General features: G+C 71.5%; 25 protein-coding genes. 11 read left to right on the plus strand and 14 right to left on the minus strand.

Translation table 11 applies throughout. From position 1 onward, the window contains the following. On the minus strand, window positions 1–623 hold a 623-nt coding region (gene cobU / locus AC2CHE_RS22415; RefSeq protein WP_484506830.1), incomplete at its 3' end, for a bifunctional adenosylcobinamide kinase/adenosylcobinamide-phosphate guanylyltransferase. Window positions 624–698: 75 nt separating this feature from the next. Next, complete coding sequence (locus AC2CHE_RS22420) at window positions 699–905, minus strand: hypothetical protein (RefSeq protein ID WP_281564010.1); 207 nt, start codon at window positions 903–905, stop codon at window positions 699–701. A 216-nt stretch (window positions 906–1121) separates the two neighbouring features. On the opposite strand from AC2CHE_RS22420, the gene AC2CHE_RS22425 reads away from it, so the two are divergent. Together AC2CHE_RS22425 and AC2CHE_RS22430 are read left to right on the plus strand one after the other, a co-directional pair. Further along, on the plus strand, window positions 1122–1322 hold the full coding sequence (locus tag AC2CHE_RS22425) for a hypothetical protein (protein WP_484506831.1): 201 nt from the start codon (window positions 1122–1124) through the stop codon (window positions 1320–1322). Beyond that, entirely contained in the window at window positions 1322–2113 is a 792-nt protein-coding gene (locus tag AC2CHE_RS22430; protein ID WP_484506832.1) for a site-2 protease family protein, read from the plus strand. Before AC2CHE_RS22425 ends, AC2CHE_RS22430 begins: the two co-directional genes overlap by 1 nt. Before the next feature lie 57 nt (window positions 2114–2170). On the opposite strand, the gene AC2CHE_RS22435 is transcribed toward AC2CHE_RS22430, so the two are convergent. The 6 genes from AC2CHE_RS22435 to nadA all read right to left on the minus strand — a co-directional run bounded on the left by AC2CHE_RS22435 (window position 2171) and on the right by nadA (window position 11540). After that, window positions 2171–3169: an aldo/keto reductase family protein gene (locus AC2CHE_RS22435; protein WP_484506833.1), complete on the minus strand. Its 999-nt coding sequence runs from the start codon at window positions 3167–3169 to the stop codon at window positions 2171–2173. A 99-nt stretch (window positions 3170–3268) separates the two neighbouring features. Next, complete coding sequence (locus AC2CHE_RS22440) at window positions 3269–3430, minus strand: hypothetical protein (protein WP_484506834.1); 162 nt, start codon at window positions 3428–3430, stop codon at window positions 3269–3271. 5 nt (window positions 3431–3435) lie between these two features. Continuing rightward, window positions 3436–7590 (minus strand): WG repeat-containing protein, encoded by a 4155-nt coding sequence (locus AC2CHE_RS22445; protein ID WP_484506835.1) that lies wholly within the window; start codon window positions 7588–7590, stop codon window positions 3436–3438. Window positions 7591–8097: 507 nt separating this feature from the next. Further along, window positions 8098–8703 carry a DUF3043 domain-containing protein gene (locus AC2CHE_RS22450; protein WP_484506836.1) on the minus strand — a complete coding sequence of 202 codons (606 nt, stop codon included), beginning with the start codon at window positions 8701–8703 and terminating at the stop codon, window positions 8098–8100. Between the two features lie 78 nt (window positions 8704–8781). Beyond that, window positions 8782–10137: a UDP-N-acetylglucosamine 1-carboxyvinyltransferase gene (murA, locus tag AC2CHE_RS22455; RefSeq protein ID WP_484506837.1), complete on the minus strand. Its 1356-nt coding sequence runs from the start codon at window positions 10135–10137 to the stop codon at window positions 8782–8784. A 227-nt stretch (window positions 10138–10364) separates the two neighbouring features. After that, window positions 10365–11540, minus strand: coding sequence for a quinolinate synthase NadA (nadA, locus tag AC2CHE_RS22460; RefSeq protein ID WP_484506838.1), 1176 nt, complete (start codon window positions 11538–11540; stop codon window positions 10365–10367). A gap of 43 nt (window positions 11541–11583) precedes the next feature. Between nadA and AC2CHE_RS22465 the strand changes: the two genes are divergently transcribed. The 3 genes from AC2CHE_RS22465 (at window position 11584) to AC2CHE_RS22475 (ending at window position 14496) form a co-directional block, all read left to right on the plus strand. Continuing rightward, a complete protein-coding gene (locus AC2CHE_RS22465; protein WP_484506852.1) occupies window positions 11584–12747 on the plus strand; it encodes a glycerate kinase family protein in 1164 nt (387 codons plus the stop codon). A gap of 152 nt (window positions 12748–12899) precedes the next feature. Further along, on the plus strand, window positions 12900–13268 hold the full coding sequence (gene erpA, locus AC2CHE_RS22470) for an iron-sulfur cluster insertion protein ErpA (protein ID WP_484506839.1): 369 nt from the start codon (window positions 12900–12902) through the stop codon (window positions 13266–13268). 250 nt (window positions 13269–13518) lie between these two features. Then, window positions 13519–14496, plus strand: a complete 978-nt coding sequence (locus AC2CHE_RS22475) for a carbohydrate kinase family protein (protein ID WP_484506840.1) — start codon at window positions 13519–13521, stop codon at window positions 14494–14496. Between the two features lie 124 nt (window positions 14497–14620). On the opposite strand, the gene AC2CHE_RS22480 is transcribed toward AC2CHE_RS22475, so the two are convergent. Continuing rightward, the gene (locus AC2CHE_RS22480) at window positions 14621–14839 is read right to left on the minus strand and encodes a sulfurtransferase TusA family protein (RefSeq protein WP_484506853.1); all 219 of its coding nucleotides are present in this window, start codon (window positions 14837–14839) and stop codon (window positions 14621–14623) included. A 59-nt stretch (window positions 14840–14898) separates the two neighbouring features. After that, a complete protein-coding gene (locus AC2CHE_RS22485) occupies window positions 14899–16050 on the minus strand; it encodes a cysteine desulfurase family protein (protein ID WP_484506841.1) in 1152 nt (383 codons plus the stop codon). 194 nt (window positions 16051–16244) lie between these two features. Here AC2CHE_RS22485 and ctaC point away from each other — a divergent pair, with 194 nt between their 5' ends. Both ctaC and AC2CHE_RS22495 read left to right on the plus strand, forming a co-directional pair. Further along, the gene (gene ctaC, locus AC2CHE_RS22490; protein WP_484506842.1) at window positions 16245–17216 is read left to right on the plus strand and encodes an aa3-type cytochrome oxidase subunit II; all 972 of its coding nucleotides are present in this window, start codon (window positions 16245–16247) and stop codon (window positions 17214–17216) included. Window positions 17217–17226: 10 nt separating this feature from the next. Further along, entirely contained in the window at window positions 17227–17655 is a 429-nt protein-coding gene (locus AC2CHE_RS22495; protein WP_484506843.1) for a cytochrome c oxidase subunit 4, read from the plus strand. Window positions 17656–17732: 77 nt separating this feature from the next. Here AC2CHE_RS22495 and AC2CHE_RS22500 read toward each other — a convergent pair whose 3' ends face one another. The 4 genes from AC2CHE_RS22500 to AC2CHE_RS22515 form a co-directional block, all read right to left on the minus strand. Then, window positions 17733–17930 carry a hypothetical protein gene (locus tag AC2CHE_RS22500; protein WP_484506844.1) on the minus strand — a complete coding sequence of 66 codons (198 nt, stop codon included), beginning with the start codon at window positions 17928–17930 and terminating at the stop codon, window positions 17733–17735. Between the two features lie 105 nt (window positions 17931–18035). Beyond that, window positions 18036–19082: an anthranilate phosphoribosyltransferase gene (gene trpD / locus AC2CHE_RS22505; RefSeq protein ID WP_484506845.1), complete on the minus strand. Its 1047-nt coding sequence runs from the start codon at window positions 19080–19082 to the stop codon at window positions 18036–18038. 84 nt (window positions 19083–19166) lie between these two features. Next, window positions 19167–19562, minus strand: a complete 396-nt coding sequence (locus AC2CHE_RS22510; RefSeq protein WP_484506846.1) for a hypothetical protein — start codon at window positions 19560–19562, stop codon at window positions 19167–19169. Between the two features lie 173 nt (window positions 19563–19735). After that, the gene (locus AC2CHE_RS22515) at window positions 19736–20737 is read right to left on the minus strand and encodes a cytochrome c oxidase assembly protein (RefSeq protein ID WP_484506847.1); all 1002 of its coding nucleotides are present in this window, start codon (window positions 20735–20737) and stop codon (window positions 19736–19738) included. Window positions 20738–20844: 107 nt separating this feature from the next. Here AC2CHE_RS22515 and ctaE point away from each other — a divergent pair, with 107 nt between their 5' ends. The 4 genes from ctaE to qcrB all read left to right on the plus strand — a co-directional run bounded on the left by ctaE (window position 20845) and on the right by qcrB (window position 25071). Next, entirely contained in the window at window positions 20845–21444 is a 600-nt protein-coding gene (gene ctaE, locus AC2CHE_RS22520) for an aa3-type cytochrome oxidase subunit III (protein ID WP_484506848.1), read from the plus strand. A 74-nt stretch (window positions 21445–21518) separates the two neighbouring features. Further along, window positions 21519–22358: a cytochrome bc1 complex diheme cytochrome c subunit gene (qcrC, locus tag AC2CHE_RS22525; protein WP_484506849.1), complete on the plus strand. Its 840-nt coding sequence runs from the start codon at window positions 21519–21521 to the stop codon at window positions 22356–22358. 11 nt (window positions 22359–22369) lie between these two features. Continuing rightward, window positions 22370–23455 (plus strand): cytochrome bc1 complex Rieske iron-sulfur subunit, encoded by a 1086-nt coding sequence (gene qcrA, locus AC2CHE_RS22530; RefSeq protein WP_484506850.1) that lies wholly within the window; start codon window positions 22370–22372, stop codon window positions 23453–23455. Further along, window positions 23452–25071, plus strand: coding sequence for a cytochrome bc1 complex cytochrome b subunit (qcrB, locus tag AC2CHE_RS22535; protein WP_484506851.1), 1620 nt, complete (start codon window positions 23452–23454; stop codon window positions 25069–25071). The genes qcrA and qcrB overlap by 4 nt, the downstream gene beginning before the upstream one ends. The last annotated feature ends 96 nt before the right edge of the window (window positions 25072–25167 follow it).

The following is a 25167-nucleotide window of genomic DNA, read 5'->3' on the forward strand; positions in this document are numbered from 1 at the left end:
GGGCCGGCCTGCGCGGGCACCGGGGCCGAGGACGGTGCGGAAGCGGCCGGTGCCGCGTCGGTGCTGGTGGGCTGGACGGCGGCGGCCTTCAACCGGCACGGCTGACCGGCCACCACCAGGACCACCGTGTCGCAGGCGTCCGCGACGGCGCGGTTGACCGCGCCGAGGGCGTCGGTGAACGCCCGGCCCAGCGGCGTGGTGGGCACCAGGGAGAGCCCGACCTCGGGGCTGACCAGCACCAGCCGGGCGGCGCAGGACCGCACGGCGGCGGCCAGTTCGTGCACGGTGGCGGTGTCGTCGGCCGGCTGGTGAGCCGGGTCGAGCAGGACGGTCACCCAGCCGCCGAGGTCGTCGACGAGCAGCGTCTCCTCCGGCCGGGCGGTGCAGATGACGTCCGCGAGACGACGCGGGTCGGTCGCGGTCTCCTCCGTGCCCCAGGTCCCGGGCCGGCGGGCGCGGTGCGCGGCGAGTCGCGCGGCCCACTCGGGGTCGTCGCCCGGGTCGGCGGCGGTGGCCAGGTAGCGGACCATGGGCGCGTCGGCGACCAGGGACTCGGCGAACTCCGACTTGCCGGACCGGATGCCACCGAGGACCAGAAGCGTGTTCCACCCGTCATGGGACATGCTGCGTACCTTACGTCCAGCGGGGCGGCCGGGGCATCGCAGGTGCGACCACCGCACCGTTGCCCCGTGCTGGGGTCAGTGCCGCTCGGGGGCCTGGTACCGGAAGTCGTTGGGGTTGACGTTCGCCGGCTTCGGATCCTCCTGCCAGGCACCCTCACCGGGTCGGGCCTGGAGGGCGTCGATCAGGTCCTCCCGGTTCATGTCCCGGGCGCCCTCGATTCCGCCGCGTACCGCGATGTCGCGCAGCTCCGCCGTGTCCATCTGCGGGATCGGTGTCGTCATCGTCGCCTCCTGTGCGTCGGGTTCCAGAAGGACATACCCCGCCGCGGCAGGGTCAGTCGCGGCCGGGCGACGCCGCCGGTGTCGGCCGGAGAGCACGCCGCCCGGGTCGGTGCCGGCCGCCGATCGGCACCCGTGGCCCGGCCGTCAGCCCTGCGGTACGACTACGCTGGCGGAGGTCCGTCCCAAGGGGCAGCAGCGGCGAGGGGAGACGCGCACATGGCGTGGAGCTGGCGGTACGAGGGCGCGAACGGCGAGTCGGTCGACCGGCCGGCCGAGTCGTTCGGCAGCCAGGCGGATGCCGAATCCTGGATCGGTCAGACCTGGCGGGAACTCGCGGCGTCCGGCGTCACCTCGGTCGCGCTCCTGGAAGACGATCGGGTGGAGTACCGGATGAGCCTGCAGCCCGTGGCCGAGTGATGACGCCCCGGGACTCCGAGCCGCTGGTGCTCGGGGTGCCCCGGGCGGCCTTCCGGCCCAGCCCGGTCTTCCTGGCGCTGGTCGCCCTGCTGGTGACCAGCGCCGTGTCGACCTGGCACGGGATCGGCAACGTCCGGCTCACCGTGTTCGGCTTCGTCGTCTCCGGCTGGCTGGTCTCGTTGTGCCTGCACGAGTACGCCCACGCCGTGGTGGCGTACCGCAGCGGCGACCGGGGGGTGGCCCACCGCGGTTACCTGACGCTGAACCCGTTGAAGTACAGCCACCCGCTGCTGTCCATCGCGCTGCCGGTGGTGGTGGTGCTGCTCGGCGGGATCGGCCTGCCCGGTGGCGCGGTCTGGGTGGACCGGCACGTCATCCCGGGGCGGTTACGGCACACCCTGGTCAGCCTCGCCGGACCCGCCACGAACGTGCTGTTCGCACTCGTGCTGGTGGTGGTGCTGCGGCTCGGCGCGAGCGGCGGTGGGCCGGTGGAGTTCTGGGCGGCGGTGGCCCTGCTGGCCTTCCTCCAGATCACCGCGAGCCTGCTCAACCTGCTGCCGGTGCCCGGTCTGGACGGCGGCAACATGATCCAGCCGTGGCTGAACTCGCAGTACCGGCGGATGTACGACCTGTTCGCGCCGTACGGGTTCATCCTGCTCTTCGCCCTGTTGTGGAACCCGACGATCGGCAGTTGGTTCTTCACCGCCGTCTTCGCCGTCGGCGACGCGCTCGGCCTGCCGCCCTGGCTGTACGCGACCGGTCTGGATCTCGTCCGCTTCTGGCAGGGCTGAGCACGGTCGAGACGCCCGCCCGGCCGACGTGCGGTACGCCGGCCGGGCGGGGTCGGGTCAGGGCCGTTCGGCCGGCGACTCGGTCCGGGCGGGATCCCGCTCGGTGACCGGGTCGACGATCTCGTCGATCGCCTTGAGCAGACCGGCGTCGAGCTTCACGCCGGCCGCCCTGACGTTGTCGTGCACCTGCTCGGGGCGGGACGCCCCGATGATGGCCGACGACACGTTGGGGTTCTGCAGCACCCAGGCGATGGCCAACTGGGCCATGGTCAGCCCGGCTTGGTCGGCCAGCGGCTTGAGCTGCTGCACCCGGGTCAGCACGTCGTCGGTCATCCACTTGGCGATGAAGTCAGCGCCGGACTTCTCGTCGGTGGCTCGGGAACCGGACGGTGGCGGCTGGCCGGGCAGGTACTTGCCGGAGAGCACGCCCTGGGCCATCGGCGACCAGACGATCTGCCCGAGGCCAAGCTCCTCGCTGGTGGGGATGACCTCGCTCTCGATGACCCGCCAGAGCATCGAGTACTGCGGCTGGCTGGAGACCAGCGGAATGCGCAGCTCCCGGGCGAGGCCGTGCGCCTCGCGGATCTGCGATGCCTTCCACTCGGAGACGCCGATGTAGTGCGCCTTGCCGGAGTGGACGACGTCGGCGAACGCCTCCATCGTCTCTTCCAGCGGGGTGTTGTAGTCGTACCGGTGGGCCTGGTAGAGGTCCACGTAGTCGGTGCGCAGCCGGCGCAGCGATCCGTTGATCGACTCCATGATGTGCTTCCGGGACAGACCCCGGTCGTTGCGACCCGGCCCGGTGGGCCAGTACACCTTGGTGAAGATCTCCAGACCCTCGCGTCGCTCCTGCTGAAGCGCCCGGCCGAGGACATCCTCGGCGCGGGTGCCGGCGTACACGTCGGCGGTGTCGAAGGTGGTGATGCCGGCGTCGAGGGCGGCTCGCACGCAGGCGAACGCCGCTTCCTCCTCGACCTGCGAACCGTGGGTGATCCAGTTGCCGTACGAGATCTCACTGACCATGAGGCCGGAGCGGCCCAGGTGTCGGAATTCCATGCTCTGACCCTAGCCCGCCGGGTTGCCCCCGGCAGGGGACGGTGATCGGGATTCGACAACAGCGCGTGGCGCAGGCCGTGGCCGAGCCAGTGCTGGAAATCACTCCTCGGGCCAGCCACGCTCCAACACCAGCGCGCCGTAGTGCGCCGGATCGTTGTGGAACCACACCCCGCCGATGGCGGCCTCGCCGTCGGCACCCTGGCGAAGCGGCCCGCCCCGGGGCGCACACCCGGCGCAGTCGGGCACGGCCGCCCCGGACACGCTTCTCAGAGCACCGGGTTGGCGTCGGCGAGCAGCCCGTCGATCTCGGCGACGACCGCGCTCGGGTGATGGAACATCGGGTCGATCAACGACTCGCCCCGCCGGTCCAACGCACCCCAGTTCCCGGCGCTGTTGGTGGCGAGGAAGGCGACCGGGTGGATCAACAACGCCGGATGCGCCGGCGCGACGATCACCTGCCCGCCACGGTCCACCACACCCTTGCGGCCAGCCAGATCGACCACGGCCAGCCCCTCCTCGGTGAAGCCGTCGACATAGTGACCGTCGGCCAGCGTGGTGTGGAAGCCGTGGTAGCGGGTGGGCACCACGATCCTGCCGGTGCGGTCGACGGCACCCCAGCCCTCCCGGCGTACCACGGCCACGCCCTTGTGGAAGGGCCGCACGTCGGCGAAACCCGGCGGCACCGCGACCTCACCCGTGGTGTCGACGGCGTGCCAACCGCTCTCGTCCCGGACCACCCAGGCCAGGCCGTCGGAGAACGGCCGAGCCGCCAGGTAGGTCGGCCCGAGCACCGTATCGCCGGCCAGGTCGATCAACGACCATCGGTCGCTCTGCGGTCCGCGTACCCAGGCCAGGCCATCCCGGAACGGCTGTGCCTCCGCGTACCGGGCGGGCACCACCATGTCGCCGTCGGCGTCCGCGTAGCCCCACAGCCCTTGGCCGCCGTCGCGTGCCGGCACCGGCGCCCGGTCACGCTCCAACACCTCGTCCCAACTGCGCGGGTACGGCCCGAATCCGCTCTCCTCGGCGCGGGTGGCCACCGCGTCGAGGCCGGCATGGACCCGAGCCAGCAACTCGGCATCCTGCTCGCCACGCAGGTCGAGAGCCCGCTCGAAGTGATGGCACGCCTCCATCAGCCGGCCCTGGTCGTAGCAGCAGCGGGCGGAGTGCTCGTGCAGCGCGGCGCGGAGTCGATCGGGTAGTTCGATCGAGTTGGCCTCCGCGAACAGCCGGTCGGCCTCGGCGAACTCGCCCCGCCAGCGCAGCACGTGGGCCAACCGGGCCTGGGCGAGCGCAGCCCGCCGCAACTCCCCGGTCGCCTCGGCGTAGGTGAGCGCCAACCGGCCGTCGTCCAGCGCGTCGTCCAGGTCGTCGAGGACTCGCGAGGCCACCGCGCGCAGACTCAGCAGCCGGGCCCGGGACCGGTTGTCCAGCGCCGAGGTGAGCTTCTCGGTGAGCCGCTCCCGTACCTTCCGCAGTTCCTCCGGGTCGTCCACGATCTCGCGCAGGCTCGCCGGGTCGAGGCTCCAGCGGAAGTTCGCCAACACCTGTTCGGGATCGGTCGGCGGCTCGGGTACGGGCTCGCTGTCCGCCGCGTCCTCGGTGCCCTGCTCGCCGTCGGCCGGTGGGCCGGATTCCGCAGAGGTGGCGAGCGTCGCGTCGAGCGGGCCAGGGTCATCACCCGGCGGTTTCCCGTCACCGGGCTCGGTGTCGGCCGGAGTCTCGACGGTGTCACCGGATTCCTCCGTACCACTCCCTTCGCCGGTGCCGGGATCCATGCGTTGCCCGATCTGAGCCTGGTCAGCGGACGGCTCGGGGTCGCCTGGCGGCCGGGAGACCGGTGGTGCGGACACCGGCGCGGCAGAGACCGGCACGCCGAGGTCGGCACCGGCGGGCGGTGCGGAGACGGGTGCCGCGTGGCCGGGCGGCGCGGAGACGGGTGGCGCGGAGACGGGAGGTGTCGGGACGGGAGGCGCCGGAATTGGCGACACCCATGCCGGCGGAGTGGCGGCTGGCCGATCGGCTGGCGGCGGTGCGGAGACGGGAGATGCCGAGACCGGCCGCCCGGTGGCGTCGACGTCGGGCGGCGCGAGATCCGCGGCTGGGTGGTCCGGCGCGGGATCGGCGAGCGGGTCGGTGCCGGGTGGTGCGGGCTGTTCCGGAGCCGGCGTCGACCCGCTCGCAGTAGCCGGCTTGGCGGCGGGCCGGAACCAGCTCTGCGGACCGTCGACGGCGGGGCGGGTGGGCGCGGCCGGCTCGGGTGCTGGCGGGACGTACCGGGTGGGCTGGCGGGCCGCCGGTGCGCCCGGCAGCCCGGGATCGCCGCCGGTTCGGTCGGGCTGTCCCACCGGCGGTGGTCCGACCGGTGCCGGGTCGGTGACGGCCCCGGACGTCCGCCCCGAGGGCGCCGGCACGTTCGACTCGCTGGGCGCTGCGGAGACGGGGGCAGACGTCGGATCCGAGTCAACGGGCGAACGGTGGATCGGTGGTGCGGAGACGGGCGGTGGAGTGGGTGGTGCGGAGACCGGCCGGTGGGTGGGCGGTGCGGAGACCGGGTGGTGGGGCAGTGGCGCGGGGGTCGGTGGGGCGGAGACGGGGCGGGCTGGCGGTGGGGTGACCGATGGGGTGGCGGCCACCGAGGGCGCCGGGGCCGGTGGTGGCGAGGTGACGACCGGCTGGTCGTGCAGGGGCGCCGGCCGGACCTGGTGCTCGTGCAACGGCGCGGGACGCACCTCGTGCTGGTGCAGGGGCGCCGGCCGGACCGCGTCCCCCGCCGAGGCCCGGTCGGCACCGGAGGCGACGGCGGGCCGGTCCCGGTCCTGGCCGGAAAGGTCGGACCGGGACCGGTCGGGACGCCCGGTCGGGCCACGGTCCTGGCCCGGCAGGTAGATGTCGCTCCGGTCCCTGGCAGCGGCGGCGGGGCGGCTCCGTTGCCGGCGGTCGATCTCCGGCTGGGGTTGCTGCGGAGCCGGGGAGACGGGTCGGGCACGGCCGGCTGCCGGAGACACCGGACGATCCCGTTCCGGAGCAGGGGAGACGGGGTGGTCCGGCACCACCGACAGGTGACGCCGGTGTGGATCCTGGTCGGGTGCCGCGGAGACCGGCCGTTCGGGGTCGGGCAGCGCGGCGGCGGGCTGTTCGACGAACCGTTCCGGGCCGGGACCGTCCGGTGCGCCGCCCGGTCGCCGGTCGGCGTCCTGTTCCTGCGGTGTCGGCCGCTGGTACTCGCGGTGGTCCCGCCCGCTGCTCGGACGCAGCGGTCCGGGCGCGGGCCACGGCAGGTCGCCACGCGGCGCGGCGCCGTACGCCTGCTGATCCGGTGTCGGCTGCTCCGGGCGTCTCCGACGGGGCGCCCGATCCGGGCGGACCCATTCGTCGGACGCGGCCGGAATCGGCTCGTCGTCGACAAAGCCGTCCGGGTACGGTGCGGCGTCGGGATCGCCGCCACCGACGAAGTCGGTGCGGTAGCCGTCCACCAGCGGGCCGTCGGTGCGGGTCGGTTGCCCCGGGTGGTGGCTCCACTGGTAGCGAGGGCGCGGGGCGTCCTCAGGTGCCCGACGGTCGGCACCCTCCACCGGGCGGTCTGCGGCGGCGGGCCGCCGCGTCTCCTCGTCCACCTCGGCAGCCCAGCCGGGTTCTCGACGGGGAGCCGGGGACACCGGTGCCCCGCGCCGGTAGTCGTCGAGGCCAGCCGGCTCGGAGCGACGGCGCTGCTGGTCCGGGTACGGCGCGGGTTCGCGTTGGCCCAGTCGCTCCGGCTCGGGGCGCGGGTATCGGTTGTCGCGGCGGTCGGGGTCACGCCGTTCGGGCTCCTGCCGGGCGTGCCGTTCGGGGGCGCGTCGCGCGTACCGGTCCGGGTCGCGCTGGTCACGGCGGCGGTCCGGGTCGCGTCGGTCCGGAAAGCGGTCGGGTTCGTGCTGGTCACGTCGGTCGACGTGCCGGTCCGGGTCGCGCTGGTCGCGGCGCGGCGGTGCGCCGGCACCGGTGCCCGGCGGACCGACGTCCGACCAGATGACCCCGTCGCGACCCCGGGTGGGCTCACCGTACGGCGAGCGTCGTCTGCCGGGCCGGGTCCGGTCGGACCGCGAGTCGGGCGGCAGCGACCGGTCGTACGGTGGCGAACCGTTGTGGCCGTCGGTGGCCCGGCGGCCGGGAACCTCGTGCCGGCCCGGCCAACCATCCGGCTCGTCGTCCCAGGACCGGCCGACGTACGTGCCGTCGGGTCGGGTCGGCGCGAGCGGCGGTACCTCGGCGCGGCCGACGGCGCTCGCTCGACCTCTGGCGGAAGGTGGCTGGTGCTCGGCGCCGATGTCACCCGGATAACGCTGGCCAGGAAACTGCGGATGCCACTCGCTCGTCGGCTCGACGACCCAGGATGGCTCCGCGGGATCGTGCCACCGGTCGGCGTAGCCGCGACTCATCCGCCGGACCTGTCGCTGCGGCCGGGACGCCGCCGGGCGGCGGTGCCAGTCACGACAGGAAACTGCTGAGCCCGCCCGGCGGAACCGCAACGATCGAGCCCGCCGTTCCGGCACGTGCCAGAACGGCGGGCCGGCGCCCGCTCGCTCACGGTCGCGCCCCGGTGGTCGGCTCGCGTCCGTTCGCTCACGGCGATGTCACCTCGTCGGAAATGGTCGCGCTGGGCACCCCGGAGGCCGGCGAAATCGCTCGCCCGGGCACCGAGTGGCTGCGCAAGGAGGGTAGCGGCGCGGGCTCGGTCACCGCCACTGCGGCACCCTCATCAACCCAAACGTTATCCTATTGATCCGGACATTTATCCCTATGCCGGTATCGGACTTCCGACGATGCTGCACCCACCGTCGGCCGCCCGTCGCGGCCGCCGTGCCGAGGGGGCGCGACAGCGCCAGCGTGGCGGAGGTGTCCGGTTCGCGGACCCGGCCGTGCTCGGTTGTGCCCTGGGGTCGCGGTCAGACCTGGTCGCCGATGGCGACCCGCGGCTCCGGCGTACGCAGCTTGCGGAAGGTGATCGACCGCATGATCGCGTAGAGGTAGAGCGACCCCATCCGCTGGGTGGACTTCGGGAAGCGCTCGCGGACCAGCTTCTTGATCCTGCGTGAGATGAGCACCGAGTCGACCACCACGCCCAGCGCCAGCGCGCCCCAGAGCAGGTTCGAGGCCAGCCGGATCACCGGCGGCATCGCCTGGTTGGAGCCGATCAGCACCACCAGGGCGCCACCGAAGAACCAGGTGCCGACGGTACGCCGGGAGTCGACGACGTTGCGGGCCAGCAGCCGCTCCGGACCCCGGTCACGCGGACCGCCCTCCCGCCGGAACTCCGCAGCCGCCTCGGCGCGTCGTTGCCGGCGCTGCGCTTTCGCCTCGTCCTTGCTCAGCGGCTTCGTCGCCCCGGCGGGCCGACGCCCGGTGACGGGTCGCTTCGGCGTCTCCCGGCCCTTGGCCGGCGTGTAGGCACGGGACTGAGCCGTCTCGGCCGCCTCCTCCTGCGCCGGGGTCAGCGGCTCGGTGGCGGGATCGGCGAGGTCGGCGGACTTGCGGCGAAACAGCGACGGCACGCGGCAAGGGTAGCCAACGCCGCGCGCCCGGTGCACATCGCGGTGCAGCGAACGCGCGGCGCGGCGGCCTGGAGCCGACTACGGCCGCTCCACCTGCGCGCCCAGATCGGCGAGCTTGGCCTCGAAGTCCTCGTAACCTCGGTTGATCAGGTCGACGCCGTAGACCCGGGAGGTGCCCTCGGCGGCCAGTGCGGCGATCAGATGGCTGAAGCCCGCCCGCAGGTCGGGAATGACCAGATCGGCGGCGTGCAGCTTGCTCGGACCGGCGATCACGGCGGAGTGCTTGAAGTTACGCCGGCCGAAGCGGCACGGGGTACCGCCCAGGCAGTCCCGGTAGACCTGGATGTTCGCACCCATCGAGTTCAGTGCCTCGGTGTAGCCGAGCCGCTGCTCGTAGACCGTCTCGTGGACGATGGACAGCCCGCGAGCCTGGGTCAGGGCCACCACCAGCGGTTGCTGCCAGTCGGTCATGAAGCCCGGGTGCACGTCGGTCTCCAGCGCGGTGGCCTGGAGTTCATCGCCCGGGTGCCAGAAGCGGATGCCGCCCTCCTGACCCGGCTGTCCGAGCCGAGGCGGACGGGTGTCGGTCACCTCGTACTCGCCGCCGACCGAGCGGAAGACGTTCAGGAAGGTCATCATGTCGGCCTGCTCCGCACCGAGCACCTCGACGTGGCCACGGGTGGCCAGCGCCGCCGCCGCCCAGCTCGCCGCCTCGATCCGGTCCGGGATCGGCCGGTGGGTGTAACCGTGCAGCTTCGGTACGCCCTGGATCTCGATCACCCGGTCGGTGTGCACCTTGATGATCGCGCCCATCTTCTGCAGGACACAGATCAGGTCGACGATCTCCGGCTCCACCGCCGCGTTGCGCAGCTCGGTGACGCCCTCGGCCATCACCGCGGTCAGCAGCACCTGCTCGGTCGCGCCCACACTCGGGTAGGGCAGCGCGAACTTGGTGCCATGCAGCCCGTTCGGCGCGGACAGGTGCAGCCCTTCGGGGGTCTTGTCGACAGTCGCACCGAACTCCCGCAGCGCCTGCAGGTGGAAGTCGATCGGCCGGGGCCCGATGTGGCAGCCGCCGAGGTCCGGAATGAAGGCGTGCCCGAGGCGGTGCAGCAGTGGCCCGCAGAACAGGATCGGGATCCGGCTGGAGCCGGCGTGCACGTTGATCTGGTCGGTGCTGGCGCTCTCCACGTTGGCCGGGTCGAAGACCAGCTCGCCGTCCTCGACGCCGTCGGTGACCTTGACGCCGTGCAGCCCGAGAAGGCCCTGGACGACCTCGACGTCGCGGATCTTCGGTACGTCGAACAGCCGGCTCGGGCTGTCGCCGAGCAGCGCGGCGACCATCGCCTTGGAAACCAGGTTCTTCGCGCCGCGCACACGGATCCGCCCTTGCAGCGGCGTGCCTCCGTGTACGACCAAGACGTCGTCGGTCAACGCAACCTCCAGCGCGTGCGTGCTGCCGTTTCGATGGATGGACACAACCCGGTCCGCTACCCCGGACGCGGTCGCGCCCAAACGCCCGCGCCCGCGTGTGTCGTCGCCCGGCAGCATAGCCCTCCGTGATGAGAACGGATCCGGTCGCACCGCCTCGGAGGGCATTTATCGGTGATCCGGCACTTTCGCGTATACCGTCCCTCACTGAGCGTGAGGGACGGTCGACGTCAGGTCCCGGGCAGCGCGAGCATCTGGTCCAGCGCCACCCGAGCGTGGTGCGCGGTGTCGGCGTCCACCGTGATCCGGTTGACCACCCGACCGGCGACCAGCTCCTCCAGCGCCCAGACCAGGTGCGGCAGATCGATCCGGTTCATCGTCGAGCAGTAGCAGACCGCCCGATCCAGGAACACGATCTGCTTGTCCGGGTGGGCCAGCGCCAGCCGGCGGACCAGGTTCAGCTCGGTGCCGATGGCCCACGCGGAGCCGGCCGGAGCGGCCTCGACGGTCCTGATGATGTACTCCGTCGACCCGACCAGGTCGGCGGCCTGCACCACCTCGTGCCGGCACTCCGGGTGCACCAGCACGTTCACCCCCGGCACCCGCTGCCGAACATCGTTGACGCTGTCCAGCGTGAACCGGCCGTGCACCGAGCAGTGCCCGCGCCAGAGGAGCATCTTCGCCCCGCGCAGCTGCTCCGCGGTGAGCCCGCCGTTCGGCTTGTGCGGGTCGTACAGGACGCAGTCGTCCAGGGAGAAGCCCATCTCCAGCACGGCGGTGTTGCGGCCCAGGTGCTGGTCGGGCAGGAAGAGCACCTTCTCGCCCTGCTGGTACGCCCAGTCCAGGGCCCGCTTCGCGTTCGACGAGGTGCAGACCAAACCGCCGTTGCGCCCGACGAAACCCTTGATGTCCGCCGAGGAGTTCATGTAGGTGACCGGGATGGTGCGCTCCGCCAGCCCCAGCTCGGTGAGCACGTCCCAGGCGCTCTCGACCTGCGGCAGCGTCGCCATGTCCGCCATCGAGCAGCCGGCGGCCAGGTCGGGCAGCACGACCTGCTGCGTGTCAGCGGTGAGGATGTCCGCGCTCTCGGCCATGAAGTGCACACCGCAGAAGACGATGTACTCGGCCTGCGGCCGGGCGGCGGCCTCGCGGGCCAGCTTGAACGAGTCGCCGGTCACGTCGGCGAACTGGATCACCTCGTCGCGCTGGTAGTGGTGACCCAGCACGAAGACCCGGTCGCCGAGGGCGGCCTTGGCCGCCGTCGCGCGGGCCACCAGGTCGGGGTCGCTCGGTGCCGGCAGTTCACCCGGACACTCCACGCCACGTTCGGTGGCGGGGTCGCTGCCGCGGCCGAGGAGCAGCAGCGCAGTGGCGGTATTGGAGGGCTCAACCCAGGTCGACGTCACGCCTCCATGGTCCCACAGCGCGACCGTCGTGCCGGCCGTGCCGATGTGGGCTGCCACACTTCCAGGCATGCGCGTACTGCTCTGCCCGGATAAGTTCGCCGGTACGCTGCCGGCTCCGCAGGTCGCCGCTGCCGTGGCCGACGGCTGGCGGGAGGTGGCACCCGGCGACGAACTGCTGGTCAGACCGCTGGCCGACGGGGGACCGGGATTCATCGACGTGCTCGCGGAGGCGCTGCCCGGCCGGCGCGTACCGGTGTCGACGACCGATCCGCTGGGCCGCCCGGCCACCGGTGAGATGCTGATCACCGAGGGCGGCGCGGTCGCGTGGCTGGAGAGCGCGCAGGCCTGCGGGCTGCACCTGCTCGATGCCGCCGAGCGTGACCCGTTGGCCACCACGTCGTACGGCCTGGGTCTCCTGATCGCCGCTGCGGTGGAGGGCGGCGCACGCACGGTGGTGGTCGGGCTCGGTGGCTCGGCGACCAACGACGGTGGCGCGGGAATGCTCGCCGCCCTGGGTGCGGTGGGTCTCGACGGCACCGGCGCGGCCCTGCCGTACGGCGGTGCGGCGTTGACCGCGGCGGCGAAGCTCGACGGGCTGCCCCGGTTGCGTGAGGCCCGGCTGATCGCGGCCACCGACGTCGACAACCCGTTGCTCGGGCTGCACGGCGCGAGCAACGTCTTCGGCCCGCAGAAGGGTGCCGACCGGGCCGACGTGCTGCTGCTGGACGCCGCGCTCGCACGGTGGGCCGAGGTGCTGGAGCGGGACCTGCCCGGCTGCCCCAGCGGGCTGGGCGCGCTGCCCGGCGGCGGTGCTGCCGGCGGCATCGGCGCCGCGCTGCTCGCCCTGGGCGGGCGGTGCGAGTCCGGCATCGGACTGGTCAGCCGCGCTGTCGGGCTGGAGACCGTGCTCGACGAGGTCGATCTGGTGGTCACCGGGGAGGGCCGGTTCGACCACCAGTCGCTGCGCGGCAAGGTGGTGGCCGGTGTGGCCGGCGCCGCCCGGGACCGGGGCGTGCCCTGCGTCGTGCTCGCCGGCCAGGTCAGCGCCGGACGGCGGGAGTCGGCGTCGGTCGGGGTGACCGACACGTACAGCCTGGTGGAACACTTCGGCGGGGAAGAGCGCGGCGGGCTGGCCGCCGCGCTGGAGCGCCCGGCGGAGGGGCTGCGGGCACTCGGCGCCCGGCTGGCCCGGCAGTGGAGCCGCTGATCCGGGTCTGCACCGAGTGCCTGGTCACGCCGCCGGGTCAGGCGGCCGGCGACGGCCTACAATCAAGAACTGGACCACTGTGGGAATCGCTGACCGACGGCTGATGTTGGCCAGGGGAGGACCACACCGACGCGCCGCAGGGAGAATTCCACGTGACCACGCCAGCGCAGACCGAGTCGACCGAGGCCAAGGCCCCCACGTCCGTCGTCCTCACCGACGTCGCGGCGCAGAAGGTCAAGGCTCTGATCGAGCAGGAGGGCCGCGACGACCTGCGGCTCCGGGTCGCCGTGCAGCCGGGTGGCTGCTCCGGCCTGCGGTACCAGCTCTTCTTCGACGAGCGTTCGCTCGACGGTGACATCGTCACCGACTACGACGGTGTCGAGGTCGTCGTCGACCGGATGAGCGGCCCCTACCTGACCGGTGCCACCATCGACTTCGCCGACCGGATCGACGCCCAGGGCTTCACGATCGAGAACCCCAACGCGGGTAACTCCTGCTCCTGCGGAGACTCCTTTAACTGAGTCCGGTTCACCACGCGGACGGCGGGACGGCCCAACGGCCCTCCCGCCGTCCGCGTCTCTGCACCCCGGCCGCCGCGCCCAATCAGTTGACCAAGAAGTTCTGGTCGCGATCGCCCAGCGGCGCGGCCAAAACTTTCTGATCATCCGTGAAGGATGGGGTGGGGTGGAGCCGGGGGTCGCTCGGGTGGTCGCTCGGGGATCGCGGTGCCGGTAGGCTGATCGGGCTCTGCTGCCGATCCCGAGGGTTGCCATGAAGATCGCCGTGACCGGCTCGATCGCCACCGACCACCTGATGAGCTTCCCTGGGCGGTTCGCCGACCAACTCATCGCCGATCAGCTGCACAAGGTCTCGCTCTCCTTCCTGGTGGACGACCTGGTGCTGCGCCGGGGCGGAATTGCGGCCAACATCGCGTTCGGCATGGGGCAGCTCGGTCTCCAGCCGGTGCTGCTCGGCGCGGTCGGCCCCGACTTCGCCGACTATCGCTCCTGGCTGGAGCGGCACGGGGTGGACTGCGACTCGGTGCACGTCAGCGAGATCGCCCACACCGCCCGCTTCGTCTGCACCACCGACACCGACATGTGTCAGATCGCCTCGTTCTACGCGGGCGCGATGAGCGAGGCCCGCAACATCGAGCTGCACCCGGTCGCCCAGCGTCTCGGTGGGCTGGACCTGGTGCTGGTCAGCGCCAACGACCCGGAGGCGATGCTGCGGCACTCCGCCGAGTGCCGCGAGCGTGGCTACCCGTTCGTCGCCGACCCGTCCCAGCAGCTCGCCCGGATGCCCGGCGAGGACGTGATCGCGCTGATCGACGGGGCCGACTACCTGATGACCAACGACTACGAGAAGTCGCTGCTGCAGAGCAAGGCCGGCCTCTCCGACGCACAACTGCTGGACCGGGTGAAGATCCGGGTCACCACGCTGGGTAAGCACGGGGTGGAGATCGCCGGGCGCGAGATCGAGACGATCCACGTGCCGATCGCCCGGGAGACCCAGGCGGTCGACCCCACCGGCGTCGGCGACGGCTTCCGCGCCGGCTTCTTCACCGCGCTGTCCTGGGGGGCCGGGCTGGAGCGGGCCGCCCAGGTCGGCTCCCTGCTCGCCACGCTGGTGCTGGAGACCGTCGGCACCCAGGAGTACCAGGTGCGCCGCGACGTGTTCGTCAAGCGTCTCGCGGAGTCCTACGGCGACCACAGCGCCGACGAACTCCGCCCCCACCTGCTCTCCTGACTCGAAACCTGACGTGCACCAGCATCCCGGCGTCGGGGATCGGTGTTGATCATGAGGTTGGCGGCAGTGTTCGATCTCCACGGTGCCGCCAACCTCATGATCAACGTGGGTGGGTTGGCGGGTGCTAGTGGGCTCGGCGCACGTCGTAGCCAGGGCCGGGTGCGTTGCCCAGGAACTCCTGCTGACGCATCCGGCACCAGGCCGGGATGTCGACCGCGGCCGCCGGGTCGTCGGCGAGTACCCGGATCACCGTGCCCACCGGCAACTCCGGCAGTCGACGGGCCAGGGCGATCACCGGCAGCGGGCAGCGCTGACCGAGGCAGTCGAGCAGCTCGTCGGGCAGGTCGCTGGACGCGTTCGCGGCGGGGCTGTCCGGTGTGTCACCGGTGGCGTCGGTGGCGCTCACAGCCCTGTCACTCCCGCCTGCTCCCGCAGGTCGGCGACGATGCCGGGCAGTTCGGCGAGGAAACGTTCCACCTCGGCCTCGGTGCTGCCGGCGTGCAGCGAGACCCGGACGTTGCCGTGCGAGAGCACCCCCATCGCCTCCAACACGTGCGACGGGCGCAGGGTGGACGAGGTGCAGGACGAGCCCGACGAGACGGCAAAGCCCCGTCGGTCCAGCGCGTGCAGCAGCGCCTCCCCGTCGACGTACAGGCAGGAGAAGGTGACCAGATGCGGTAGTCGGCGCTCCGGATCGCCGACCACCTCCACGTCCGGCACCTCGGCCGCGACCCGGGCCCGGATCCGGTCCACCAGCGTGGACAGCCGCGCCGCCTGGGCCGTCGCGTCGGCCGCCGCAGCGCGCAGGCTCGCCGCCGCCGCCACCACCGCCGGCAGGTTCAACGTGCCGGGCGTACGCCCCGACTCACGCTCGTCGGCCGGCCAGGGTGACTCCCAGCGGGTGCCCTTACGGACCACGAGCAGTCCGACGCCGGGCGGGCCACCCCATTTGCGGGCACTCGCGGTCAACACCGACCAGCCAGGCGGCACCGGTACCCGGCCCACCAACTGCGCGGCGTCGACGTAGAGCGGCACGCCGACCCGGGCGCAGGCCGCCGCGGCGGCCTCGACCGGCTGGACGGTGCCCACCTCGTGACTGGCCGCGATCAGCGCGGCCGACGCCACCCGGGCCCCGGTGACCGCCGCCGACCAGGCGTCCAGGTCCAGCCGGCCGAGGCGGTCGACCGGCACCTCGACGGCAGTGCCACCGCCGGCGACGTGCTGCTCGGCGGCGTACAGCACGGCCGAGTGTTCGATCGCCGAGTGCACCAGGACCCGGCCGGCCCGTCGGCGTCCACGCAGCCCACCGAGCACTGCGGTGTGCGCGGCGGTGGTGCCGCTGGCGGTGAAGGACAGCTCGTCGGGGCGTACACCGAGGGTCTCTGCCGTGGCCTCGCGGGCGGCGTCGAGCAACCGGCGGGCGCGCCGTGCCGGCGAGTAGAGCCGGTCGGGGTCGGCCCAACCGTCGTCGAGCGCGGCCAGCAGCGCCTGCCGGGCAACCGGATGGAGCGGCGCGGCAGTGGCCGCGTCCAGGTAGACGGGGGAGGAAGTCACGTCTACCCACGCTATCGCCTCGGTCGGCACAGAATTCCCCCGTCAGGTGCGGACAACGACCCCAACCGGGTCCAGCCCGTCATGGTCGAGTAATCTGCGACCGTCGGTGACGCCTTTGCCGCCGGTGCGGCGGCTCCGCTCGGCGGAGCCGGCCGAAATGAGGACACCGCGGCGCGCTAGGGAGGCAGGACCAGGTGGTCGCAAGGAGTTCGGAGGTACGGCCGACGGCCGTGCGGCGCAGCGCATCCCCGCGAGCCGGTGGGCGGCGGGGACGTCGTGCCGGGCGTCTCGCCGGGCTCGGATTCAGTGGGGCGGCGCTGCTGGTCCTGCTCACGGGCTGTGACGTCGGTGCGGCGTTCGGGGGGTTCGGGTGGCCGCAGGGCGGCATCACTCCCGAGTCCCGGCGGATGTACGACCTGTGGATCGCCTCGTGCGTCGCGGCGCTCGCGGTCGGCGTCTTCGTCTGGGGCCTGATCTTCTGGTGCGTGGTGCGCTACCGCAAGCGCGGCAACGAGCTGCCGGTGCAGACCCGCTACAACCTGCCGATGGAGTTCCTCTACACCATCGCGCCGGTGCTTATCGTCTCCGTGCTCTTCTACTACACCGCGGTGGTGCAGACCGACGTGGTGAAGACCACCAACAACCCCGACGTCACCGTCGAGGTCGTGGCCTTCAAGTGGAACTGGCAGTTCAACTATCGCGACGGCCAGGGCGTCGACGCCGAGACCACCGCGTCGGTGCTCGGCACCAGCGAGGTCATCCCGATCCTGGTGCTGCCGACCGACCGGTCCATCCGGTTCGAGGAGACCAGCCGCGACGTCATCCACTCGTTCTGGGTCCCGGAGATGCTGTTCAAGCGGGACGTCATGCCCGGCAGCATCCGTAACGTCTTCGAGGTCTCCTCGCTGGAGACCGAAGGTGCCTACGTGGGCCGCTGCGCCGAGCTGTGCGGCAGCTACCACGCCTTCATGAACTTCGAGCTGCGGGTCGTCTCGCCGGAGAACTTCGACCGCTTCCTCGCCGCCAAGCAGGGTGGCGCCTCGACCCAGGAAGCGTTGACGTCGATCGGTGAGGAGCCGTACGCGACCACCACGAAGCCGTTCGAGACGCGGCGGACCGAGAGCAACTTCAACCCGGACACCGCTCCGGCCGGCACGGGAAGCTGAGGCAACCGGCATGAAGACCGAGTGGCGTATCTTCCTGACCATCGGCGGGTTCCTGCTGTTCGCGACCTTCCTGTACGGCGGCTGGACGTGGGCCGACTCGGACGGTCGGGTCGAGTGGATCGGCACCGTGGCCCTACTGCTGTCGTTCCTGCTCTGCGCGATGTGCGGCGGCTTCTTCTGGTTCGTCTCCCGCCGCATCGACCTGCGCCCGGAGGATCGGCCGGACGCCGAGATCGCCGACGGCGCGGGCGAGGTCGGCTTCTTCAGTCCGGGCAGCTACTGGCCGTTCGGGCTGGCCCTGGCCGCCGCTATCACCGGCCTCGGCCTGGTGTTCTGGCAGTTCTGGCTGCTCGGCCTCGGTGCGGTGGCCGTGATCCTGGCCGCCTGCGGCCTGCTGTTCGAGTACTACAGCGGCACTCGGCGCACCGCCGAGCACTGAGCCTCGGAACGTGCGAGGGCCCGCCCCACCGGGGAGGGCCCTCGCTTTCGTCGTCGGTGTCGAGTGGGTGGGCCGGTTCAGGCGGCGCGGTGTCGGACCGCCGCGCGGCGACGGGTGGACCGGCGCGGCGGGTCGAGGACGACCGTGATGATCGCCGCCCCGCAGCCGGTGCAGGCCTGCTCGGGGCAGTCGGCACCGTGGCCGTCGACGCAGGGCGGCACCTCGAACGGCTGAATGCTGCCGCAGGTGTCGCAGTGCAGCTCGCGCTCCGTCACGGACCTCTCCTCCCGCTCGGCGGCCGGTCGCTGGGCATCGCCGGAACTACTCGGTTGTAGTTTCCCACGGCCCTCCGACATGCCCGCGCCGAGCATCGGGCGGGATCAGGCGGTGCGGGCGACCTCGATCCAGCGGTCCAGGGTGCGGGCGGCCGCGCCGGAGTCGATCGACTCGGCGGCGCGGCCCAGGCCGGCGCGGAGCGCGTCGGTCAGGTCGCCGTTCAGGGGCCCCTGAGTGGCCAGGGCCGCCGCCGCGTTGACCAGGACGGCGTCGCGTACCGGCCCCGGCTCGCCGGCGAGCAGACGCCGGGCCACGTCGGCGTTGTGGGCCGCGTCACCGCCGCGCAGGTCGGCGATGGTGGCCCGGGGTACGCCGAGGTCGACCGCGTCCACCACGGTCTCCCTGACGGCCCCGTTCTGGGCGATCCAGAACCGGGTCGCGGCGGCGGTGGTGAACTCGTCCAGCCCGTCCTCGCCGCGCATCACCAGCACCGAGTCGCCCCGGGCCGCGAAGACGGCCGCCATCACCGGCGCCATCGTGGCGTCGAAGCAGCCGACGGCGCCCGAGCGGGGACGGCCCGGATTGGTCAGCGGGCCGAGGAAGTTGAACGCGGTCGGCACCCCCAGCTCCCGGCGGACCGGACCGGCGTGGCGCATGCCGGGGTGGAACCGGGCGGCGAAGCAGAAGCCGATCCCGGCCTCGGCGACACAGCGGGCCACCTGATCGGGCCCGAGATCCAGTGGAATGCCGAGGAACTCCAGCAGGTCGGCGGTACCGCAGGAGGACGAGGCGGCGCGGTTGCCGTGCTTGACCACGCGTACGCCGGCCCCGGCCACGACCAGCGCCGTCATCGTGGAGATGTTCACCGTGTGGGCGAGGTCGCCACCGGTGCCGACCACGTCGAGCGCCTCGGCGCGTACCTCCTCGGGCAGCTCGACCGGGACGGCCCGGCTCAGCATCGCCTCGACCAGCCCGGTCACCTCGGCCGGGGTCTCCCCCTTGGCCCGCAGCGCGACGGCGAAGCCGGCGATCTGGGCCGGACCGGCCGACCCAGACATGATCTCGCCCATCGCCCACGCGGTGTCGGCGGCGGACAGTTCCTCGCCACGCAGCAGCGCGGTGAGCAGGTGCGGCCAGGTCCGATCGCCCATGGTGGGCCTCCCGAGCAGACGGTTACGGGTGGGACGGGACCGGCGCCGGCTCGCCCGGCGCCGTGGCGGTGCCGGAGTGGGACGTCAGGCTGCTGCGCCCGCGCGCAGCAGCTCGGTCACCGTGGCGGCGGTGGTGACCGGGTCGAGCGGGTGCACCAGGGTGGCGTCGACCTCGGCGAAGGAGGCCAGCCAGCGGTCGGCGGCGCGGGCGATCACCACACAGGTCGGTGGGGCGTCGTCCCGGTCGTCCTTGATCTGCCGGGCGATGCCGATGCCGCCGCCGGGGGTGGCCTCACCGTCGAGCAGCATCAGGTCGATCTCGTAGTCGTCGACCAGTCGGATGCACTCGGCGTAGGTGGACGCGTCGACGAACTCGACTCGCAGGTCGGCCGCGGGGCGGGTGCCGAGGGCGAGCCGCATCCGGTCCCGTACCTGCGGGTCGTCGCTGTAGAGCAGGACGGTGCACAGACGGTCACTCATGCCGACACTCCGCTTCGCTTCGTGCCGTCCTGTGGCGCCATCGCGCCGAGCGTGACCCGCTCGCTGTGCTCGCTCATGGCTTCCGACGGCTCCCACTTCGTAGCTGCGTCGCTGATCGTACCGGCCGGTGTGGTGCGCGTGACACGCCGCCCCGGCCGTGCGCCGGGCTGACCTCAGGCGGTGGATTCCGCCGCCCGTCGGCGGGCCTCCTGGCGGTCCAGTTCACGGTCGATCCGGCGGGCCTCCCGCTCGGCCTGGCGCATCCACTGCGCCACCAGGACTGCGAGCATCGTCACGCTGACAAACTCGCCGCCGGCCCACAGGATGCCGCCGGCGAGCACCTGGTCCTCCCGGGGGTCGGCCCAGGTCAGCCCGAGCGAGGGGTACCAGTCGCCACCGAAGAGGGCGGTGCTCTGCATGATCGTCAACCCGAGCACGGTGTGAAACGGCACCGACAACAGCATCAGCAACGCCCGCCCGGGGTACGGCCAGCGCCCCGGCAGCGGGTCCAGGCCGAGCAGCGGCCAGAAGAAGACGCAGCCGGTCATGATGAAGTGCGCGTGCACCAGCTCGTGCGCCCAGGCGTGTTCGAGCGTGTAGCGGTACAGGTCGGTGAAGTAGAGCGCGAACGGGTTCACCACGAAGATGGCGAACGCCACCAGCGGGAAGGTGTAGATCCGGGCGATCCGGCTGTGCACCACCGAGAGCAGCCGCTTGCGCGGGCCGGTCGGCAGGATACGCAGGGCCAGGGTCACCGGCGCGCCCAGGGCCAGGAAGATCGGCGCGACCATGGACAGCACCATGTGTTGCACCATGTGCACCGACAGCAGCGTGGTGTCGTACGTCTCCAGCCCGGTGACCGTCACCGAGGCGATGCCGCCGAGGCCGGGGCCGAGGAAGAAGATGGTCCGGGCGACCGGCCAGCGGTCGCCGCGCAGCCGCAACCGGTACACCCCGTAGAGGTAGAGCCCGGCGGCGAGGACCAGGCCGACGGCGAGCCAGCTGTCCAGCCGGGTCTCGGTGAACACGGCGGTGATGGAGAACGGCGGCGGCGTCGCCTCGGCCGCCATTGCCCCGACGCCCGTCGTCATCCCGGTCGTGGCCGAGTCGGTCGTGGCCGCGGTGAGCAGCGGCGCGGTCGGAGCGGCGGCGGGGATCGGATCGACGTGCAGCACACCAATCAGCCTAGTTCAGGCGAACCGGACGGTACCGATCGGGCCAGGCTGGCCCGGATTTCACCCCCCGCTGATCGCCGGCCGTGGTGAGCGGCAATAATGACTGCGTGACTGCGGCCCCAGCCATTGACAAGAGCCGGATCCACTCCCTGACGCGGCCCAACATGGTCAGCGTCGGGACGATCGTCTGGCTCTCCAGTGAACTCATGTTCTTCGCGGCGCTGTTCGCGATGTACTTCTCCATCCGCGCGGCGGCACCGGAGCAGTGGGCAGAGCACACCGAGGTCCTCAACATCCCGTACGCGACCACCTTCACGGTGATCCTGGTGTTGTCCTCGGTGACCTGTCAGCTCGGCGTGTTCGCAGCCGAGAAGGGTGACGTCCACGCGCTGCGGCGCTGGTTCACGATCACCTTCGTGATGGGTCTGATCTTCGTGCTCGGCCAGCTCAACGAGTACCGTGAGCTGGTGCACCACGGCATCAAGATCAACAGCGACGGCTTCGGGTCGATGTTCTACCTGACCACCGGCTTCCACGGCCTGCACGTCACCGGGGGTCTGATCGCCTTCGTGATCTTCATGATCCGTACCACCATGGGCCGGTTCACCCCGGCCCAGGCCACCTCCGCGATCGTGGTGTCGTACTACTGGCACTTCGTCGACGTCGTGTGGATCGCGCTCTACGCCATGATCTACTGGCTTCAGTGATCTTGGCGCGCCAGTCGCCTTGCCGCTGCTTCACCCCCCGCAACACAAGGTCCAACCGGTTAAGGACACAGGTCATGACTTCTGACAACGACCGCCGACGCGGTCTGTTCGCGCGGCTGCGCGGGCGGCCCGGGGCGCCCAGCAGGGGCCGTCGCCGGCTGGGTGCTGCGGTCCGGCTGGTCGCCGCGCTGATGCTGGCCGGCGGCGCCTACACCGTCCTCGCCCCCGGCGCCGCCGCCCAGGAGAATCCGCCGCTGAGCACCGCCGCCGCCGACGGCAAGGCGCTGTTCGACGTGAGTTGTGTGACCTGTCACGGTCGCAACGCGCAGGGGGTCGAGGACCGCGGGCCGAGCCTCATCGGCGTCGGCGCCGCCTCCGTGGAGTTCCAGGTGGGCACCGGTCGGATGCCGATGGCCCGGCAGGAGGCCCAGGCGGCGCGCAAGCCCGCGGTGTTCACCCGCGACGAGATCGACCAGCTCGCGGCGTACATCCAGGAACTCGGCGGTGGCCCGGTCGTGCCGGCCGGTGACAACCTGCACGCCGACGGCAACGTCGCGATCGGCGGCGAGCTGTACCGGATCAATTGCTCGCAGTGTCACGCGTTCAGTGCCGGCGGCGGCGCCCTCTCCTCGGGCAAGTACGCGCCGAGCCTGCGGCCGGCCACCGACCGGCAGATCTACGCGGCAATGCTCAGCGGCCCGCAGAACATGCCGGTCTTCGGCGACAGCCAGATCACGCCGGAGCAGAAGGCGGACATCATCGCCTACATCCAGCAGACGCTGAAGGACGACGGAGACCCGGGCGGCTTGTTCAACCTGGGCCGGTACGGACCCTCCACCGAGGGAGTGGCGATCTTCTTCGTCGGTATCGTCGCGCTGGTCTTCACCAGCCTGTGGATCGCGGGCAAGTCGTGAGCGGGGGAACCATGAGCAGCCAGACCGGGCAGCAGTCCCTGCCGGGCGGGGAGCCGCTCGACGTGAACGACCCCCGGCTCAGCCGGTTCGACGTCGTCCGGGAGGGCGCTCGGCGGGACGACATCGAGATCGTCCACTACGAGCCGCAGGTGGCCCCGGGTACCAAGGCCGAACGGCGGCTGGTCCGCACGGTGGCGGGCTTCTTCCTGCTCACCGGGTTGGCGGCGACCGCCTTCCTGGCCATCTACATCTGGTGGCCCTGGGAGTACGAGCCGGGTCGCGGCGGCGACAAGCTCTACACCCCGCTGCTCGGGGCGACTCTCGGCGTAGCCCTGCTCGGCATCGGCTTCGGCATCCTCACCTGGGGCAAGAAGCTGCTGCCCAAGGAGGTGTCGATCCAGGACCGGCACGAGGGGCCGGTGCCCGCCGAGGACCAGCGGATCACCGGGGAGACCATGGCGTACATGGCCGACGAGTTGGGGGTGAAGCGTCGGCCGCTGCTCGGCGTGTCGCTGCTGGCCGGTCTGCTGCCGGTCGGTGCCGTCGCCGTGGCGCCCCTGGTCGGCGGGCTGATCTCGAATCCGCACAAGGACAACCAGATGATGACCACCGGGTTCACCCCCCGGGACGGTCAAAAGATCCGGCTGATCCGCGAGGACGGCCGGCCCATCCGACCGGCCGACATCAGCGCCGGTGGTCAGATCACCGTCTTCCCGGGCGTGGAGCACGGGGTCAGCAACCGGTACGCGGACTCGCCCACCCTGCTGATCCACCTGCGCGAGGACGACGCCGAGGCGTCGCGCCGCAACAACGAGCGCGAGGGCCACGGCGGTTACATGTGGGGCAACTACGCCGCGTACTCGAAGATCTGCACGCACGCCGGCTGCCCGGCGAGCCTGTACGAACAGCAGACAAACCGGCTGCTATGCCCGTGTCACCAGTCGCAGTTCCTGATCACCGACAACGCCAAGCCCGTCTTCGGTCCGGCCAGTCGGCGGCTGCCGCAGTTGCCGATCGAGGTGGACGCCGAAGGTTACTTCGTGGCTAGGTCCGACTACACTGAACCCATCGGGCCCGATTTCTGGGAGCGGCCGTGAAGCGGCGAACGTTTGAAGTGGCAGCAGTGCCGGGCAACACCGCCCGAGCGGTTGACGACCGCTTCCATGTGGCGACTCCGCTGCGTCGACTGCTCAACAAGGTCTTTCCGGACCACTGGTCCTTCCTGCTCGGCGAGATCGCGCTCTTCTCGTTCATCGTCCTGCTGCTGACCGGTGTCTTCCTGACCTTCTTCTTCGAACCGGCGATGACCGAGGTCATCTACAACGGCAGCTACGCCCCGCTGCGGGGCACGCCGATGTCGGCCGCGTACGCCTCGACGCTGGACATCTCCTTCGACGTCCGTGGCGGCCTGGTCGTGCGTCAGATGCACCACTGGGCGGCGCTGCTGTTCATGGCCGCGATCGTGGTGCACATGATGCGGATCTTCTTCACCGGCGCGTTCCGCAAGCCGCGGGAGACGACCTGGATCATCGGCTCGCTGCTGTTCTGGGTCGGCTTCCTGGCCGGCTTCACCGGTTACTCGCTGCCGGACGACGGCCTGTCCGGCACCGGCCTGCGGATCGCCTCGGCGATCATGCTGTCCATCCCGGTGATCGGCTCCTGGGTGACGTCGTCGATCTTCGGCGGTGAGTTCCCCGGCACGGTCATCATCAGCCGGTTCTTCATCGCCCACGTCCTGCTGATCCCGGGCCTGCTCGTTGCGTTGATCAGCGCCCACCTGGGTCTGATCTTCAAGCTGAAGCACACCCAGTGGCCCGGCCCCGGCCGGACCAACAACAACGTGGTCGGCGAGCGGATGTTCCCCCGCTACGCGATCAAGCAGGGCGGCTTCTTCATGATCGTCTTCGGCGTGATCGCGCTGATGGGCGGTCTGTTCCAGATCAACCCGGTCTGGCTGTTCGGCCCGTACGAGGCGTGGGTGGTCTCGGCCGCCAGCCAGCCCGACTGGTACGTCATGTTCCTCGACGGCTCGACCCGCCTGATGCCGAACTGGGAGATCCACATTCCCATCGGCGAGGGTTACGTGATCCCACCGCTGTTCTGGCCGGTAGTGGTGCTACCCGGCATCCTGGTGACGATCTCCGTGCTCTATCCCTTCATGGAGGCCCGCCACCTGAAGGACTACAGCAGACACAACCTGCTCCAGCGTCCCCGCGACGTCCCGTTCCGCACCGGCCTGGGCGCCATGGCCGTCACGTTCTACGTGGTCCTGACCCTGTCGGGCGCGAATGACGTCATCGCCGACAAGTTCCACATCAGCCTGAACGCGATGACCTGGGCCGGTCGGATCGGTCTGCTGCTGCTGCCGCCGCTGGCGTACTACGTCGCCTACCGGATCTGTCTGGGCTTGCAGCAGCACGACCGGGAGGTTCTCGCCCACGGCGTGGAGACCGGCATCATCCGGCGGCTGCCGGACGGCCGGTTCGTCGAGGTGCACCAGCCGCTCAGCGCGGGCAACGGGCACGGCGAGCTGGACTACGCCGGCTGGGTGGTACCGAAGAAGATGAACCGGCTCGGTGCGCTCGGCCCGGCCATCCGCGGTTTCTTCTACCCGATCGAGCGGCCGGCCGAGGCTCCGGTCTCGCCCGGGCACCCGCCGGTCGAGCCACGCCCGGAGCGGGAGGAGATCACCAGCGGGGAGACCCGCTCCTGAGATCCGTCGCAACGTGACGTGGGGGCCCCCCCCCCCCCCCGCCCCGCGCGGCCCCGCGCTTTTTGCTCGTTTTGGGCGGATGCCGCCCATACCCCT

The organism is Micromonospora sp. ATLC16, from assembly GCF_057196645.1.